Source organism: Streptomyces sp. SS7 (assembly GCF_037993025.1).
GTDB lineage: Bacteria > Actinomycetota > Actinomycetes > Streptomycetales > Streptomycetaceae > Streptomyces.
Window position 1 is genome coordinate 7454042 of the sequence record NZ_CP141223.1, and the last position, 13255, is coordinate 7467296.

Consider the following 13255-nt stretch of genomic DNA (forward strand, 5'->3'; position numbering starts at 1 on the left):
CGCTCGTTCGTCCTCGAGGTCTCAGCCCAGTCCGGCCACGAACCGGAACGCCGAGTCGGCACGGTACAGCTCGCTGTTCTGGTACGTGTCGAGGCGGACCTGGAAGTCCTTGTGACGCAGGTAGCGGCCCGGGTAGTTGGCCGACTCCAGCATGACGGCGCCGGAGTAGGAGGAGGGGCGCGCACAGAAGGTGGCGTCCTGCTTGAACAGGGACGAGCCGTCGTAGCTGTCGGCGCGCAGCACGAAGTTGCGGTGCCGCAGGTACCGGCCGTCGTCCGTCTTGAAGGAGTAACAGGCGCTGTCCGTCAGCCCCTTGACCACGGTGAACGTGGAGTCCTGACGGGACTCCGAGCCGCGCAGCGGGTCGAGCTTCACCAGACCGCTGCTCAGATGCCAGTAGCGGTCCGGGTAGTTGACGGACCGCACCGACCGTTCGTAGCTGGTCGGCGTGGGCTCGGTGGTCTTCTGGGTCGGGGACGGCGAGGCCTTGCCCGAGGTGTGCGGCGAGGGGCTGGTGCCGTCATCCGTCCCGTCGGTGCCCGGGGAGGCCGCTCCGGCCGCCGAGGGCGAGGAGGAGACGGACGGGGAGGAGCTGTCGGCGCCCTGGTGGTTGCCCGCCGTCGAGGAGGCGGTGCCGTCGGCGGAGACCGAGGGCGTGGCGAACGAGATCAGGCCGTCCGAGTCGGGGTCGCCGGACAGCGCCCGCCCCTCACGTGCTTCCGAACCCCCGCCGGAGTCCCGGTCGTTGACGGCGATCGCGGTCACGCACGCGACGACGGTGGCCACGGCGAGGCCGCCGGCCAGCCAGAGCCGTCGGGTTCCGGGGGCCCGGGAGGTGTCCGGGGCCCAGCCGTTCTCCCACGGTTGCTCCTGGGGCGGCCGGGACTTGTTTTCTGGCATGCGCTAGTTCCTCCAGCGGCGCTGCTGACGGCTGCCGCGGCTGCGATGGCCCGGTGTGTGAACGGTGAAACAGTAGTGGACGCTGTGGCTCCCGTTCAGCCGTTTGGGTGAGCGCTTTCGATAACGCTTTCGCAGCTGTCCGCGGGTTGCATGCGTACGTCCGTACATATCACCCCGATTCGTTGTGTACGCTCGTACACATGGGATACCTGACGCTCTCCGGAGCCATCGCCGCCGAGGTGGCCGCGACGACCGCCATGAAGTACAGCGAGGGCTTCAGCAGGCTCTGGCCCACGCTGTTGACGGCGGTGGGGTACGCCGTCTCCTTCCTCCTCCTCTCCCAGACCCTGAAGTCGGTCGGGATCGGCACGGCGTACGCGATCTGGTCGGGGGCGGGCACCGCGACGATCGCCGTCCTCGGCCTCGCCCTCTTCGGTGAGTCCCTCACCCTCACGAAGATCGCCGGAGTCTTCCTGATCATCGGTGGAGTGGTGGTCCTGAACCTCGGCGGTGCGCACTGATGGCCCGCCGCTACGACCCCGAGCGCCGCCAGCGGATCATCGACGCGGCGATCCGCGTGGTCGGCCGCAAGGGCCTGGCCGGCCTCACTCACCGCTCGGTGGCGGCCGAGGCGGACGTCCCCCTGGGCTCCACCACGTACCACTTCCGCACCCTCGACGACCTGATGACGGCCGCCCTGCGCCAGGCCAACGAGGGCTTCGCCAAGGTGGTCGCGGCCCGCGGCGCGCTGTCGGACCCGCGGGCCGACCTGCCCGCCGAACTGGCGGCCTGGCTCGGTGCCTGGCTGGCCGGCGACCGCACCGGCGTGGAGCTGGAGTACGAGCTGTACCTGGCCGCCCTGCGCCGCCCCGCCCTGCGCCCGGTGGCGGCCGAGTGGGCCGACGCGATGGCCGCCCTCCTGGCCCCCCGCACCGACCCGCTGACGGCCCGTGCCCTGGTGGCCCTCATGGACGGCATCTGCCTCCAGGTGCTCCTCACCGACACCCCCTACGACGAGGAGTACGCCCGGCAGGCCCTCGCCCGCCTCATCCCCCCGTCCCCGTCTTCTCCGCCGCCCCCAGCCGCCGCACCGCGCTGAGCGCGGCGGCCACACTCCCCGCCACGTCGGTGACGGGATACTGCACTTCCCGCACCACCCGCTCCCGGTCCACGACCAACGTCAGCCGCTTCAGCCGGGTGGCACCGGCCGCCCGGAACGTCGGCAGCCGCAGGGCCCCGATGAACGACAGCTCCGCATCGGACAGCAACGGAAAGCCGAGCTTCTCCTTCTCGGAGAACTCCCGCTGCTCGTCGGCCCGTTGCGTCGACACCCCGCGCACGGCGGCGCCCGCCTCCCGGAACTCCCCTCTGCGGTCCCGGTAGGTGCACGACTCCAGGGTGCAGCCCGCGGTCCCCGGGATGTCGGCCCAGCCGGGCGGATAGGACGCCCCGCGGGCGAACGCCCCCGGAAAGCAGTACAGAACGGTGTACGGCAGCTCGTCGTCGACCGGATCCCGCACCTCCCCGCGGTCGTCGACCAGGCGCAGCTCCGGCACCCGGGTCCCCGCGAGGGCGTGCACCCGCCGCCCCTCGGCGGACGCCTCCTCGGCCGTGGCCGTGGTTCCGCCGTCGCCCAGCACCCAGGCGTCCCCCCAGTCCTGAAGGGCCACCAGCACCGGCAGCAGTGCGCGCCCCCTCGGGGTGAGCCGGTACTCGTACCGCACGGGCCGCTCCTGGTAGGGCACCCGCACCAGCACGTCGGCCTCCACCAGCAGCCGCAGCCGCTCGGTCAACACCTTCCGGGACAGCCCGAGTTCACGTTGCAGCGCGTCGAACCGGTGCACCCCGCGCGCCGCGTCCCGCACGATCAGCAGCGTCCACCAGTCGCCCACGACGTCCAGTGCCTGCGCGATCGCGCAGGTGGAGTCCTCGAGGCTCGTCCTGCGGGCCATGGCGGGCCTCCTTTCTCCATTGACCCGAGGCTGTCATGCTGACACAGTGAGTTCCCAAAAGGAACTTACTCGGGTGGGGCCCATGGGTGGGACTCGCCCGAGCAGGAACTCACTCGGGGGGAAGAGTGCGAGGACTGCGGCAACTACCGCGACCGGTGTGGCTCCTGGCGGCCGGCACGTTCACCAACATGACCGTCAGCGTCAGTTTCGTCTTCGTCTTCCTCTATCTGACCGGCCCCCGCGCCCTGAGCCCCGGCGCGGCGGGCCTCCTGGTGGGCATCGGCGGCGTCGGACTGCTGGCGGGCAACTTCACCGGCGGCTGGTACGGCGACCACCTCGGCCACCGCCGGGTCCTCCTCGCCGCGGCGACCGCCTCCGGCGCCCTGCTCGCGACCGTCCCCGCCCTCCCCACAGCCGCCCTGTACGCGGTCCTGCCCCTGGCGCAGTAAACCTCCGGCGTGCAGCGCGCGGCCAACTCGGCCCTCGTGGCGGTGATCGTGCCCGAGGGCGCCCGCCGCCAGGCCTTCGCCCTGATCCGGGCCTCGGCGAACGGCGGCTTCACCATCGGCCCCGTCCTGGGCGCCTTCGTGGCCACCCACCTCTCCTACGACTGGCTCTACGCGGCCGAAGGCATCGGCAGCCTGGCCCTGGCGGCCTGGACGGCCCGGGTGTTCCCCGCCGGAACCACCGCCCACCGCCGCCCGCCCCGGCGAGCCGCGGGCGGCCTCTGGCCGGAACTCCGCACCCGGCCGGCCGTCCTCACCCTCCTCGTGGCGATCGTGATCACCGACGTCGTCTACCGCCAGCAGTACTCCACGTTCCCCCTCTACCTGGCCGACCACCACATGGACACGGGCGTGTACGGCGCACTCCTGGCCGTCAACGGAGGGGTCCTGCTCTGCCTGGAACTCCCGGCGGCCCTCGCCCTGCGCCGCCACGCCCCCCTCCGTATCGTCGGTACGGGCCTCCTCCTGGTGGGCGCCGGCTACGCGACGCTCCTGCTGGGCGCGAGCGTCACCACGGCCGCCGCCATGATGACCCTCCTCACCCTCGGCGAACTCCTCTACAAGACCACGGCCACCGCCTACATGGCGGACGAGGCCCCACCCCACGTCCAGGGCCGCTTCCAGTCCCTCTACGCGGGCGCCTCGATCACCGGCGTGGTCCTGGCGGCTCCCCTGGGAGGCACCCTCTACGCGGCACACCCGACGATCCTGTGGCCCCTGTGCGCGGCACTCGCGGCGCTGGCGGGAGCGGCGGTGCTGGTCGCCCCGCACCGCACTCCGCGAGGCGGCGAGCGGGGGAACCCGGCGGAGGCGCCCCGGACCGGGACCCCCCAGCGGGCCGTCGGCTGAGAGCCGCCCCCGGCCTCCCCCTGTCCCCGTTTCTCTGCCCCGTTTCCCCGCCTCTCGGCCCGCCACCTGAGACGACGCCCCGCTGGTTGGCCTCCGCACTCTTCGTCCGGTTAGGTTTTTCCCATGACCGATACGACTGCTCTGAGCACCACCGGCGCGGTGGCCGCCGGCCTCGCCACCCTCGCCGCCGACGGCACGATCCTCGACACCTGGTTCCCGGCCCCCGAGCTCGTGACCGACCCCGGCCCCTCCGGCACCGAGCGCCTCACCGCAGAGCAGGCCGAGGAACTCCTCGGTGCGGGCGCGACCGCGGCCATCGGCCCGGACCCCCGCCGAGGTGTGGACGTCGTAGCGGTCCGCACGGTCATCGCCTCCCTCGACGCCAAGCCGCTCGACGCGCACGACGTCTACCTCCGCCTCCACCTCCTCTCGCACCGGCTGGTCCGCCCGCACGGCCAGAACCTGGACGGGATCTTCGCCCACCTCGCCAACGTCGCCTGGACCTCACTCGGCCCGGTCGCCGTCGACGACGTGGAGAAGGTCCGCCTGAACGCCCGCGCCGCGGGCCTCCACCTCCAGGTGACGTCCATCGACAAGTTCCCGCGCATGACGGACTACGTCGCGCCCAAGGGCGTCCGGATCGCCGACGCCGACCGTGTCCGCCTCGGCGCGCACCTCGCCGAGGGCACCACGGTCATGCACGAGGGCTTCGTCAACTTCAACGCCGGCACCCTCGGCACCTCGATGGTCGAGGGCCGCATCTCGGCCGGCGTCATCATCGGCGACGGCTCGGACATCGGCGGCGGCGCCTCCACGATGGGCACGCTCTCCGGCGGCGGCAACGTCATCATCTCCATCGGCGAGCGCTGCCTCATCGGCGCCGAGGCGGGCGTGGGCATCGCGCTCGGCGACGAGTGCGTGGTCGAGGCCGGCCTCTACGTCACCGCCGGCACCCGCATCACCATGCCCGACGGCCAGATCGTCAAGGCCCGCGAACTCTCCGGCGCCTCCAACATCCTCTTCCGCCGCAACTCGGTCACCGGCACGGTGGAGGCCCGCCCGAACAACGCGGTCTGGGGCGGTCTGAACGACATCCTCCACAGCCACAACTGACCTCACGCCCACCGGTCACCACCCGAGCGCCCTCCCGACCCAGGGGGGGCGCTCGCGTGCGAGATCAGGGGGCGCACTCCTGGACGCCCAGCCCTCGCGCGAACCCCCGCAACGTCTCGAAGTCCCCGTCCCCCAGGCCCACGCGCGGACTGACGTGGTGCAGCAGTGCCGGGGCCGGGTGGTGGGCGGTGACGAAAACGGTGTCGGCGGGGGAGAGTTCGTCGTCGACCCAGGCGAAGGGGCGGCCCCCGGCATGGGCGACGAGGGTCTCCGTCTTCCAGTGGACGCCGTCGGTCCGCTCGGCGAACAGGGCCGGGCCGAAGTCGACGTGAGGGAGAGCGGGCAGCCCCACCACCGGCGCGATCCAGCGATTGGCGAGGGACATCCAGGTCGTGGCCCAGACCAGCTCGTAGGGAAGCCGCAGCAGCGCCGCCCCGTGTCCCGGGTTCAGCCAGACGCGCAACGGCCGCCCCGGCCGCACGGACGCCCTGATCGTCGTATACCCCTCGGGGCGCCGATGGGCCTTGGCGGCGTACGGGTTCAGCGGCCTTATGCGGGCATGAGACATGTTCGCGCGGCCAGGTGAGACGAAGACGGAGGGCACGGATCGACCGAGCAGGCATGGATGCTCGACTGCCCGCGACGTCAGCCTCCCCGCCCACACGGTTCGAGCTCCAGGCGCGTGGCCGTCGTCGTTTCTCCGGCGAGCGGCGAGGTACTCGGCTGGTCAGTCCCAATCGGACGCCGGTTGGTCGACTCGGCCGCCTTTGTGTGGTGTGGGGATGTACTCGTGAGCACCGTCGGGCAGCGCGTCGACACATGCCGCTGAGCAGGCGTTGATGAGCAGGGGCAGTACGTCAGTGGCCACGGGCAGGGAGATCCACATCTGATGGAGTCCGCTCTGCTCCAGCGGGCGGTCGCAGACGCTGCAGCTGTGAATGGTGGTGGTGCCCCAGCGCTGGGGATTCAGGTTTCCCAGGTCGAGGTTCGTGACGGAGTTCAGGGAAGGCTGCAGCCGCGGGAACGGCGGTCGCATCTTGTAGTTGCCGAACAGTGCGCGCGTGCTCACCGTGCTGCGGGCCAGCTTCTGGCATCGGGTGATCTCGTAAGGGAACCAGTGCAGCCGGTAGGAGGTGTAGGGCGTGAGTTCCTCCAGGTTGGTCATGGCCCCGATCTCGGGTGGGATTCGGACCAGGTTGCTGCCGTAGAGCACCAGGTGCTTGACCGCAGTGAGCTGGGCGATGCTAGGCGGCAAGGTGATGATCTGCCGCCGCTCTTCCGGGGTGAGCTCAATCAGGGGGCGGAACTCTTCGCGCTTGTCGGCGGCCGCATCGTCGATCATCTCCAGCAGACGCTGCCAGCCTGGAGCGGATGTGTCCTGGTGCTCGGAGTGAAATCCGACTCGGGCTCGCGGATGAGGCCTGGACTGGTCGAAGCACGAGCAGATGTCCTGGCGGGCCCCGCGCCCGCCTGGGAACGGATCCGATGTGTCGCCCCAGCGGTTCACGTAGATCCGTGGCTCTCGCTCGTTCGTCATGGCGCCAAGATACGGAGGTCGCCGCAGGCCGCCTCAATGATTATTCGGGCGGGAGCAGTGTCGACTCCGTCTCTGTGTCAGACCTGGGTGCCATGCTGTGCGGCCATGGATCTCGAACAGTTCTGGAACCTGATCGAACAGGCCCGCGGCGGAGTCGCCGATGCAACGGACAGCGAGGACATCGCCGACCAGGCCACTGCGCTGCTAGCTGCCCACGAGCCCCGGCAGATCATCGATGCCCAGCAGATCCTGTGGGACCTGATGGCTGCCTCTTTTCAAGCTCCCGTTTGGGCTGCGGCCTACCTGATCAACGGTGGATGCTCTGACGATGGCTTCGACTACTTCCGTGGTTGGTTGATCTGCCAGGGGCGTACGGTCTTCGAGCAGGTCGTCGCAGATGCCGACCAGCTGGCCGACCTACCGGCTGTGCGGGCGGCGGCAGCCGAGGGGATCGATCTGGAAAGCGAGCAGACCCTGAGCATTGCCTGGGACGCCTACGAAGCAGCAACCGGTGAGGAACTTCCCGGTGACGCCTTCACAATCAACTATCCCGCTCTCGATCCCGCGTGGAACTTCGACTTCGAGGACAACTGCAAGATCGCCGCACGACTGCCGCGCATGGCGGCGCTCTACCTGGACTGAACGGCCCCCCGACACAGTTTGCGACCTTGGGCGATGCGGCTCATCGCGGAGGCACCATGCGCAACCGCCCGGCGGTGGCATCGCTGAGCTCTCGTCTAAGCGAGACGATCTCCTCGTGCTGAGCGGCTAGCCGGGACAGAGCCGTGGTTCGGAAGGCCTCTGCCTCGGTGAGCTCTTGCTTCATGCGTGCGATGCGACCCCGTAGCCGGGTGACTTCTTCCTTGAGGCGGTCGACTTGGGTGATCCGAGGGTCCGGCTCGCCCCCGGTCTCCCGTACTCGACCCAGGCGCTGCTCGAATTCCTGCTTGAGGTGCGGGTAGGTGCGGTACAGCGTTGCTCTGGGGACCCTTGACAGGGTGCTGAGGGATTTGATGTCGCACCTCAGCCCTTCAGGGATGTCCCCGCCCAGGAGCTGTTCCATCGCGGCCCGGATTCGGGCCTCTGCCTGGGCATGACGTTCACTGGCCACCGTCGGTCCCCTCGCTGTCCAAGCCCTCCGATGCGGCATCGATGGCGTCCACGATTCGCATCGCTCGGTCGTAGGTGTCCTGAGCCCGTCGCCGCTCCAGTGGGGCGAGCCTCGGGTTGCCGAGGAATACCGCCTGAGTGTTCTTTGCCTGGTCCACCCATGCCTGTCGGTGCTGAGGATGGTGGGTGGCCTGTGGGCAGCGTGCTGAGTCGCACATGCCGATCAGCGGTTCCGTCGCGTCCGGAGTGCCGGCCAGGGTCAGGCACAAAGCCTTCTTCGGGTCGGTGAACCAGCAGTAGTTCGCAGCCCCGACATGCAAGGTCTTCGCCCTGGACTTGAGCAACCGTTCCAGCCGCCGGTCGTCCGTCAGGACGGGGGGTTCCGTTTCATGCCCGGTCAACTGTTCATCCACCGCACGGAAGGCCGCGATGAGGTCGCGCGCTCCTCGGCCGGAGGGCAGCAGACCCTGCCGGTAGCTTTCGTAGGCCGCGACGGTCAGCCGGGTGTGCTCGGCTTCCTCTTCGGCTTGTACCTCGGCTAGGAACGCTGCTTGGTGTCCGCCTGGCCGAGCGGCGTAGCCCTCTGTCGTGGCCACGGATACGTGCTTGAGATGCCATTTCGCAGCCAGGAGGCCGTGCGGGCGCTGGGCGATGGACAGCGCGAGAGTGCGGCGGAGAGCTCGTGGGTGCACCGGCCCATTGGGGATGGGGGCAAGGCCGAGACGCTGTCCGCAAGATCCGTTGACCCAGTTCCGGAGAGCGGCATAGCGGTTGCCGGAGTTGCTCCCCGAAGGGAAGAGGGGTTCGCCGGGTTTGGTGCCCGTGACGGCCTCGGCTGCGCCCAGGGCCCGGTGAACCTCTTCGATCACCACCCAGGAGTCGGGTACCCCGCCGAATTCCTCTCCCTTGACACGGCGGGAGTCCGCCCAGAACCGGGGGCCTTGGGGGCGGTCTTCGCGTCGGCAGGCCCCGCCCGTGAGCTCGGCCAGTTCGGAGGCCCTCATACCGGAGAGGGCGGCGGTGAGGTAGAACGCGGTGCCGGCGATGACGTGGACCATGGTCTCCAGTCCGAAGTGGTCCACAGGGATGGCGAACGGAACGACGGACTGGTCGTCGGCCCGGGGAACAGCGGTGGCATTGCGACACCATGGCGGCTCGGTGCCGCAGTGCCTGATCCAGGCTTCCAGGTACGGCCGGAGACGTTCCAGATCGCGCCTCTTGGAGAGCGAGAGCGCGGTGTCCCTCACAAACGAATCGAAGGCGAACGGCAGTAGCGGGTCGTCTTGCTCCCAGCCCGTCGCGAGTCGCTTGCCGATGTAGCCGGGCGTGGTGCGTGGGGCGGGGACCCCCGCGTTCATCTGTCGCTGGATTTCACCAATGACCTGCGGATACTGGTCGATGCGCAGTGCGGACCTGATTCCCGCCCGTGAAGCGATAACTTGTCGGGCTCGGGCGGCTTCGGCTGCGAGGTGAGGCCCGACCACGTCGATGAGGTAGATCGAGTTGCAGAGCAGGGGCCGCAGGATGTCGTCGGGCACGGGCGCGGTCCGATTGACGTCGGCGCGTTCGTAGCCGGCGACTTCGGCGGCGCTGCGGTCACCCCAGGGGCGGAAGCCGGGTGCGTAGCAGTCTGGAAGCAACGGCGAGTACGCCGTGAGAGCTTGGGCTGTCAGGACGTACCCCGCGACGGTGCCGGGAGTGACGGACCGTTCCGGGGCCGTGCGGCTGCGGGAGATGACGCTCAGGTAGGTGTCGCAATGGGGGCGGCCTGACGAGCGAGAGGCTGTTGATTCCAGCCGCGGTGAGGTGGTTGAACCAGGCTGTCAGCCGATTGACCTCGTGACGAAGGGTGGGGAGTGCGAGGGGGGTTCGGTAGGCCTGTGGAAGAACGGCGACGTCCGGGTGGGTGGGCAGGATGCGAGCCATCAAATAAACACGGGCGATGGTTCGCCAGCGAGGGTTGGCGATGGTGGTGAAGTCCAGGATCTTCTCGCTGCGGGGCCAAGACGCAGGAGCGTCGGCCACCGCCGTCAGGTCCCAGATGTCTTGATCGAAGCAGGGGCCGCGCATACCGGGCTTGGTCCGGTACCCGGCGGTTCGGAGGACGTCCATCCCCAGGAAGGGGTGCCGGTTCGGGTTGGTTTGGGGTAGCGGGATGACGCTGGTCATGGAGCCTCCTCCGGGTGCAGGGGCGCGAACGCGGTGTTGGTGGCGGCTCGGATGGCCGCAAGGTTGAAGCGCGGCAGTACATCGGCATCAAGTCGATCGGCATAGGGGCCGAAGACCGCCAGGAACTGTGGCGTCGTCATGAACCTCGCCTGCGCCGAGAAGTAATTCTTGAGGCGGAGCAGGTTGGGAAGGTGGCGTGGAGCGAAGACTGCGAGCGGGCACAGCAGGCAGACCCAGGGGCGTGCAGGGCACAGCGTTCCGGCTGGGGCGTGGGGGCTGTTGTAGGGGTTGGTGCAGGAGGCCAGATATACGTCCTGTTCTCCGGCCAGCAGTCGCTTGATGGCGTCGGCGTCGAGCCCGCTCTGACTGGCGAGGTGAGGGAAGTCGGCTACAAAGCGGGCTGCGTCCTGGTGAGTGACGACGGCCGGTGGTTCGGCTTTGCGTCGGATGTCCCGCTGGGCGTCCTCGATGATGCCCTCGATGGCGTCCACCTGCGCAGGGGTGTTGTGGGCCAGGTAGTGGTCGCCTTCGACCGTGGGGGTGTGGTTGGGGTCGATTGTGGTACGACCGGTCCAGGCGGAGCGGTCGCGACGATGGTGGTAGGTGGCGCGGATCCGGCCGCTGTGTGGGACGAGTGGCTGCCCGTTGTCGTCGAGTAGACCAGTCTCCTGCGCCCAGCGTGCTCGCCACCACGGGGTGCGTGGGGACGGGGACAGGCCGTGTCTGCCCGAATAGTGGATCCACATGTCATCGGCGATGTCTGCGGCGTGCTCCCGCAGCAGCGCGGAGTGCTTGAGCCATTGGTCCAGGAGCCGGACCGCGGGCCCGTTGATGTTGAGGGATTCGCGGCCGGTGCGTCCCTTGAAGTAGGACAGCAGGGCGTTGGAAGGGCCTGTACGGGTGAGGTTGCTGCAGGTGAGGGCATCAATACCGTCCGGAACGATGCCGGTCAGCATCGCCAGACGCAGGTTGTAGGCGAGTGCGACCGGGGCCGTGGGATAGAAGGCGCTACGGATTTCGGCAATCGTCTTCTCGGCCGTTGTGGGAGCCGCCAGGATCATGGTGCGGATGGCCTTGGCTGTGAGGGGGCCGGTGCTGTGGACCATCCAGGCGAGGTTGGCGAAGGTGATGCCGTGCGTCGCTGGGTCGGCTCCTCGGTCGGCGGCTTCCAGGATGTTGCGGTGGTCCCGCCAGGCGGTGGTGATGGTGGCGTTGGTGGCCTCATCGAGGCGACGCCATTCGGCTTCGCTGTACGGCCGGTTGGGGGTGGAGTCGCGCATCCGGTTGACGGACCGCCCATCGAGATGGGCTTGGATGCCGGGGTGGAGTTGGCCGCCTTTCGTGCGGTATCCGGTCAGCATGATCCGGCTGTGCCGTTCGAAGGTGAACCCGGATGCAAGCCAGTACTGGGTGACCTGGGCGGGGGTGAGGTCGCTGAGACTGCCCCTGAAGCCGGCACCGCTCAAGTGCCGGGCGAAGTGGCGCGCGCAGCGGACGGCATGCCTGGCCTCGCGGTAAGTACGGATCGGCCCGACCGGGTGGGTCGCGGAGATGAGCCCCTGGGCGATATCGGTGGCGAGGACGGCATCGGGGAGCTCGTGGAGGGTGCCGAGGTACGGGTGCTGGCCAGGAAGAACGAAGTGGACGGCGAGAGGATGGCGGAGTTCAGCGGGCATCGCTGTCCTCGAATTCGGTGGCGGCCTCGATCTGTTCGCGTGGCGTGGGGGAGGTTTCCTCGTATGCCTCGCGGAAGATCCGTTGCGTGTCCAGCAAGTGGAGGTATGCCTGAGTGGTGGCGACGCTGGCGTGTCCCATCAGGTCCCGCAGAACCAGCAGTGGATCGGCCTTGGTGAGGTAGAGGGCCATGGCGTTGTCGCCGTCGGTGTCCACCACGAGCTGAGCGGCCCGCTGGTAGTAGCCCCGTACCAGCCGCTCCAGGGTGGCCATGGCAAAGGTGTGCCGGGTCATGTGGGGGAAGACGTGCGGGAACGCAGGATCGAACCGGTCGCGAACGCGGGCTGAGGTGCGTCGCAGCACAGTCGCCCAGTCCACGAAGGGGGAGCCGTCCGACTGCACGGCGAGCAAGGCGCTACCTCCGCCGGGGGCGACGAGACGGCGCCGTTCGTCTGGGGTGAGGACGTGCCACTGCCGGTACGTGCCATTCACGCGGGCACCTGCATATGTCGGTTCTTCGACGTACAGAGGCCCCCTGGGCAGCCAGCGGGAGCCGTCGACTGAAGCAGCCCGCTCCAGCGTCACGTAGTCATGGACACGGGCCAGAGCCTCGTAGTCGATCCACGTCTGTCGGCCCTTGCCGCCCTTCGCCGTGGGTGGGGCGAGCTGCAGCGGGACCGGCACGGTGGTCGGCAGACGCGGTAGCGGCGGAATCTCCCACACCGTGAGGTGCGACAGCTCTCGCAACCGTAGTCCCGTCGAGAGGGCAAGACCGACTCCAGCCGTGTTCCGGCCGGTTTCCCGGCCCCGGAAGCTGCGGTCGGGCTCACCATCAGGCTCGTTGCCGGCCAGGGCGTTCATCAACAGTTCGGCGAAGGGTCGCTCCAGGTACTTGCGGGTGGCGTGCGGCTTGGCGCCTCGCACAGTCGCGAGATTGCGGACCGACTGCATGCGTGCGCCGTCAGGCCGCAGGTATGAACCTTCGGTATAGCTGAACGGCACATCGGTGCAGTGCCCGTTACGCACGGACCACTCGTAGAAGGCGGCGATCGTCTTGACCGCCAAGTTCCAGCTCGTCCCCTCCAGCCGAGTTTCCAAAGGCCCCGACAGCCTGTGTTCGGCGTAGGCGGACAGCGCACCGCGGAGCCGGAACTGGTTGGCGAACACGCCGACGCTGTGCTCGGTCAGGAACTCGGACCAGGACTTGAGCTGCTGGGCATAGGCCCGCCAGGTGTTGGGGCTCGGGGCTCCGGTGATGGGTAACTCCTGGAGCCACCTGTTCATGGCAACGGTGGGGCGAGGGCCGTCCTCGTCTTCGAAGCGGAGGTCTTCATCGACGAGGACGGGCATTCCATGGCGGATGAGTGGCCGGGACGGAAGGTCCCAACTCTCCCAGCCCGCAGAGGAGAAGAAGTGCAGGATCACGCCCGGCACGTTATGTGAGG

At 68.9% G+C, this 13255-nt stretch carries 13 protein-coding genes; 6 read left to right on the forward strand and 7 right to left on the reverse strand.

Annotation, left to right across the window (positions count from 1 at the left end):
- Positions 1–21: 21 nt before the first annotated feature.
- Positions 22–900, reverse strand: a complete 879-nt coding sequence (locus U5640_RS34200; protein ID WP_340381393.1) for an AbfB domain-containing protein — start codon at positions 898–900, stop codon at positions 22–24.
- Between the two features lie 200 nt (positions 901–1100).
- Between U5640_RS34200 and U5640_RS34205 the strand changes: the two genes are divergently transcribed.
- Together U5640_RS34205 and U5640_RS34210 are read left to right on the forward strand one after the other, a co-directional pair.
- A complete protein-coding gene (locus U5640_RS34205; RefSeq protein ID WP_067258575.1) occupies positions 1101–1421 on the forward strand; it encodes a multidrug efflux SMR transporter in 321 nt (106 codons plus the stop codon).
- Positions 1421–1999, forward strand: a complete 579-nt coding sequence (locus U5640_RS34210; protein WP_340381395.1) for a TetR family transcriptional regulator — start codon at positions 1421–1423, stop codon at positions 1997–1999. The genes U5640_RS34205 and U5640_RS34210 overlap by 1 nt, the downstream gene beginning before the upstream one ends.
- Here U5640_RS34210 and U5640_RS34215 read toward each other — a convergent pair.
- Positions 1947–2852 carry a winged helix-turn-helix transcriptional regulator gene (locus tag U5640_RS34215; RefSeq protein WP_340381397.1) on the reverse strand — a complete coding sequence of 302 codons (906 nt, stop codon included), beginning with the start codon at positions 2850–2852 and terminating at the stop codon, positions 1947–1949. The two genes, U5640_RS34210 and U5640_RS34215, sit on opposite strands and share 53 nt — an antisense overlap.
- 188 nt (positions 2853–3040) lie before the next feature.
- Here U5640_RS34215 and U5640_RS34220 point away from each other — a divergent pair, with 188 nt between their 5' ends.
- From U5640_RS34220 to dapD, 3 genes are all read left to right on the forward strand, one after another.
- Complete coding sequence (locus U5640_RS34220; RefSeq protein WP_340381399.1) at positions 3041–3301, forward strand: hypothetical protein; 261 nt, start codon at positions 3041–3043, stop codon at positions 3299–3301.
- Positions 3302–3310: 9 nt separating this feature from the next.
- Positions 3311–4207, forward strand: coding sequence for an MFS transporter (locus U5640_RS34225; RefSeq protein ID WP_340381401.1), 897 nt, complete (start codon positions 3311–3313; stop codon positions 4205–4207).
- Positions 4208–4330: 123 nt separating this feature from the next.
- Positions 4331–5320 carry a 2,3,4,5-tetrahydropyridine-2,6-dicarboxylate N-succinyltransferase gene (gene dapD, locus U5640_RS34230; protein ID WP_340381403.1) on the forward strand — a complete coding sequence of 330 codons (990 nt, stop codon included), beginning with the start codon at positions 4331–4333 and terminating at the stop codon, positions 5318–5320.
- Positions 5321–5384: 64 nt separating this feature from the next.
- Here dapD and U5640_RS34235 read toward each other — a convergent pair whose 3' ends face one another.
- Positions 5385–5888: a hypothetical protein gene (locus U5640_RS34235; RefSeq protein WP_340381405.1), complete on the reverse strand. Its 504-nt coding sequence runs from the start codon at positions 5886–5888 to the stop codon at positions 5385–5387.
- 159 nt (positions 5889–6047) lie between these two features.
- Positions 6048–6857, reverse strand: coding sequence for a leucine-rich repeat domain-containing protein (locus U5640_RS34240; RefSeq protein WP_340381407.1), 810 nt, complete (start codon positions 6855–6857; stop codon positions 6048–6050).
- A gap of 105 nt (positions 6858–6962) precedes the next feature.
- Between U5640_RS34240 and U5640_RS34245 the strand changes: the two genes are divergently transcribed.
- Positions 6963–7499 (forward strand): DUF4240 domain-containing protein, encoded by a 537-nt coding sequence (locus U5640_RS34245; RefSeq protein WP_340381409.1) that lies wholly within the window; start codon positions 6963–6965, stop codon positions 7497–7499.
- A gap of 458 nt (positions 7500–7957) precedes the next feature.
- Here the strand turns inward: U5640_RS34245 and U5640_RS34250 are convergent, their stop codons facing one another.
- From U5640_RS34250 to U5640_RS34260, 3 genes are all read right to left on the reverse strand, one after another.
- Positions 7958–9505, reverse strand: a complete 1548-nt coding sequence (locus U5640_RS34250; RefSeq protein WP_340381411.1) for an integrase — start codon at positions 9503–9505, stop codon at positions 7958–7960.
- 627 nt (positions 9506–10132) lie between these two features.
- Entirely contained in the window at positions 10133–11812 is a 1680-nt protein-coding gene (locus U5640_RS34255; RefSeq protein WP_340381413.1) for a hypothetical protein, read from the reverse strand.
- Entirely contained in the window at positions 11802–13235 is a 1434-nt protein-coding gene (locus U5640_RS34260) for a site-specific integrase (protein WP_340381415.1), read from the reverse strand. The genes U5640_RS34255 and U5640_RS34260 overlap by 11 nt, the downstream gene beginning before the upstream one ends.
- Positions 13236–13255 lie beyond the last annotated feature (20 nt).